The sequence below is a fragment of the Zavarzinia sp. genome (genome assembly GCF_041650655.1).
Taxonomy (GTDB): domain Bacteria; phylum Pseudomonadota; class Alphaproteobacteria; order Zavarziniales; family Zavarziniaceae; genus Zavarzinia.
Map to the genome: position 1 here is coordinate 1 of NZ_JBAZKR010000208.1, position 3,627 is coordinate 3,627.

The following is a 3,627-nucleotide window of genomic DNA, read 5'->3' on the forward strand; positions in this document are numbered from 1 at the left end:
CGCACTGATGCCAGGCTTTCCGCGCCGCGGACTGTTCACCAGCTGCGCGCTGTCAGCCGGCGGCAACGACAAGATCACCCTCGGGCGTCTGTACGGCACCGATGGATCCGGCAGGATCGCCGACGTACAGGCCGGCCACGCGCTGATCACCGCGATCCAGTTCGAGAACGCGATCGGCGTGAACTACGACGTGGGCTGCACGATCGCCGAAGGCCCGACCGGCGTGGAGACCAACGCCCGCACGGGGCTACCGCAGTACACCGATCTGACCGAGACGATCGGCTACCTCGGCACGCCGGACAGCGTGGTCGACAACGGCGACGGCACCTTGAAGATCCGCGTCGACAGCGTGACCGAGGCAGGCGTCGACAACACCGGGCGCTCGGTGCGCGTCTGGAAGATCGCCCCAGCCACGAGCGTGATCGCGTCCGCGATCGACGAACTGACGGTGGCCTACGTCGCCGGGCAGAACGAGATCACCACCGCCGATCTACTGGGGCAGACTGTCGCGAGCGTGATCGCCGCGGACTACGCCGTGATGCTGATGGGCCCGCGGATCATGCGCAATACGCCGCTGATCAACGTGACCGACGTGATCTACATCGGGCAGGTTCAGGGCGCCGGGCTGGGCGGGCCGCCCGCGGTCTTCAGCATCCTTGACGCCTACGTGTACCCGACCGGCGAGTCTCTGGTCGCCGACGTGCTCGAGCAATGCGCCCATGGCAAGTGGCGGATCTGTGTGCGAGCCGACGCCACCGACAGCAAGACGCCGATGATCAGCGTGAAAAGCTCGGCCGGCGTGCGGCAAATGTGGATCGATGAAGCGGGCCGGATCCACCACAAGGACGAGGCAGGCGGATCCAGCGGGATCCCGATCGGCGCAGCCGCGCCGGCCGCCGCGTTGGCGACCACCGCCCAGACCCTGATCGGGGCGATCAACGAGCCCGTCAGCATCTTCGACGCGGTTCTGACCAACATGATCGTGTCGGGGTGCGAGCCTACAGCGCCCGGCCTTCTGGCCCTCCACGTCGACGACGGGGTTGCGATCTCGTCCGGGAAGCGCGTACCCACCGACGCGATCACGGTCGCCGTCCCCGACAACACCCAGGGATACGTGTCTTGGAACGGCACCACGTTCGCCTTCGCCACGATCGCCCCGATCGAAGACATCACGCCCGTCGCCTGGGTGAAGTCCGCCGGCGGCGTGATCACGACCGTCGTCGACATGCGCATGCTGGGCCCACTGGACAACCGCGTGGATCTGCACGTGGGGGACACTGTCGACGCCCCCTTCCGGACCTTGAAGGCCGCCGTCGACTTCGTGAACGCCTACAGCCGCCCGGGCGCCGGCGACATGCGCCGCAACTGGCGGATCCGGATCTGCGGATCGATCACCGAGACCGCCGTGATCGTCTTCAACGCGGGTGGCGTCCTGATCGAAGGCCTGCCCGGCAGCACCGGGCAAACGGTCGCGGTGAAGTGGAGCGGGGAACAGGCGCTGTTCGATCTGAACGGCCAGGCCGACATCACCTTCCGCGATCTCAACCTCGTGTACGACGACGCAGGTGCAGCCGCCGACGCCACGCTCAGCCGCTTCGCGTTCGTCAACCTGGCCGCTGGCGCCAGCGGGATCCGCTTCGAGAACGTGCACGTCCGATCGGTGCAGGCCAGCCGCCTGCATGGCTACCTGTACTGCACCGCCGAGCCGATCTCCGACGTCTGGATCGATCGGTGCATCTGGCGGGACGCCAGCGACGTCGGCATGCGCTTTGCCGCCGTGACCGATCTGCACGTCTCGAAGTCCAAGATCACCGGCGCCGGATCCCCGCAGACCGGCGGCGTTGGCGGCGGGCGCGGCGGCATCATCCTGAGCGGCGGGCCGCATTCGCGGGTCTGGTTGAGCAAGCTCTACGTGGCCGGCTGGGCGGACTACGGGATCCTGCTGTCCGCAACCACCCGGGCACACGCCTACGCTGTCGAGATCGCGTCGATCGCCGTGGCCGGAACGACCGTGATCGCGGCAGGCCTGCTTGTCAGCGCGTCGTCGGATCACGTGACGGTCAACGACGTCAGCACCGAGGACGTCGGGATCGGCGGAGTGGCCACTACCGCGCGCGGGATCCACGTCCGCGGCGAGCACGTGCGGGTGATCGGCTGCCACACCCGCGTCGACGCCACCCCGGGAACCCGGCAAGGGATCTACCTGGACAGCAACGCCGTCCTATGCATCGTCGACTGCAACCAGACCAACGGCCACGGGCTGGTGATCGATCCCGCGGGCGGCCCGCACAGCATCGGCCCCAGCAACCGCGACGACTAGGAGATCCGCATGGCGACCATCACGCACGGGCTGCGATCCACCGGCAACACCGGAGAGCAGCCGCCCCTCTACTACGGCAAGGTAAACGATCCGGCGGGTGGGGCCCATCCGGGCTGGCTGACGATCCTCACGATCCCGATCCCCGCCGCCACCGGTGCGCGGATCGAAGTCGAAGCCTTTGCCCGGGCGTCGAATGAGGTGCAAAGCACCCTGTGGAAGATCTGCATGGTGAACCGCCACGCCGCCGACGCTCCGGTCCGCGCCAACACCGACGTCCAAGCAGAAGTAGTCCTCGCCGGGACTTGGGATCTCAATGTCGTCGACAACAACGTGATCCTGTTCTTCTTCCCAGACGCCGTGCGGCAAGCGGCCGGCGATTCGTTCGACATCACCGCCACGGCCCGCGTGCTATTCGCCCCCTAGCCTCCAGACCGCCCCGATCTGCGAAGCCTTGCCACCGCGCCGCCCCGCGCCGCCCCGCAACCGTGGGTCGGGGCGGCAAAACGCCGCGCCCGTCCTAGGGCCATTTCCGTGCGTACACGGGCCGTCCTGCCGCGCGTAGGATCGGGCAGGCGCATCCGCGCCAAGGTGCCTGCGGCATGCCCACGATCCACCTCACCCGCGGATCCAGTTGGACGACGATCCGCGGAGATCCCGAAGCGGTGGACGCCGCCGGCGCGGCCCTTGACCACCCGCTGTCGTACGCCGTGCCAGGCGCGATGTTCGCCGAAGCGTACGCCGACGGTCGCTGGGACGGTCGCAAGCGGCTGATCCGCAAGCTGCGCACCAAGACTGGCGGACTGACCTTCCCGGCAGGCCTGACCCCCAAGGCGATCGCGATCCTGCACCGCAAGAAGATCCAGACCACGCTTGAAGACGCACGCCTGCCCGGGCCGCCCGTCGTCGGATCGCCCACGTGGGGCGGCCCGCAGCTGCGGGACTACCAGCTGGCCGCCGTCGACGCGATCCTGACCACCCGCGGCGGCACGCTGCGCCTGCCGATCCGCGCGGGCAAGACGGTGACCGCCGCGGCGATCGCGGCCCGCCTCGGCCTGCGCACGCTGTTCCTGGTGCCGTCCGAAATGCTGCTGCACCAGACCCGCAAGAGCTTCGAAGCCTGCCTGCCCGGGCTGTCCGTCACGTGCCTCGGCGACGGCGATCGCGACACGACCGGCGACGTCGTTGTGGCCACCGTGCAGGCATTGTCTGTGCGCGTCGGCACCCGCGACTTCGCCGCGCTGCAGCGCGCCTTCGGGCTGCTTGTCGTCGACGAATGCTTCCCGGCGGGGACGCTGATCTCCGGCCGC

3 protein-coding genes are annotated in these 3,627 nt (G+C 68.7%); all 3 read left to right on the forward strand.

Annotation, left to right across the window (positions count from 1 at the left end; translation table 11 throughout):
• Positions 1–2,320 (forward strand): hypothetical protein (locus WC493_RS22280; RefSeq protein ID WP_373068665.1); only part of this gene is annotated, 2,320 nt, incomplete at its 5' end.
• A gap of 9 nt (positions 2,321–2,329) precedes the next feature.
• Positions 2,330–2,743, forward strand: coding sequence for a hypothetical protein (locus WC493_RS22285; RefSeq protein WP_373068667.1), 414 nt, complete (start codon positions 2,330–2,332; stop codon positions 2,741–2,743).
• Between the two features lie 176 nt (positions 2,744–2,919).
• Positions 2,920–3,627: DEAD/DEAH box helicase (locus WC493_RS22290; RefSeq protein WP_373068669.1), on the forward strand; the 708-nt coding region annotated here is incomplete at its 3' end.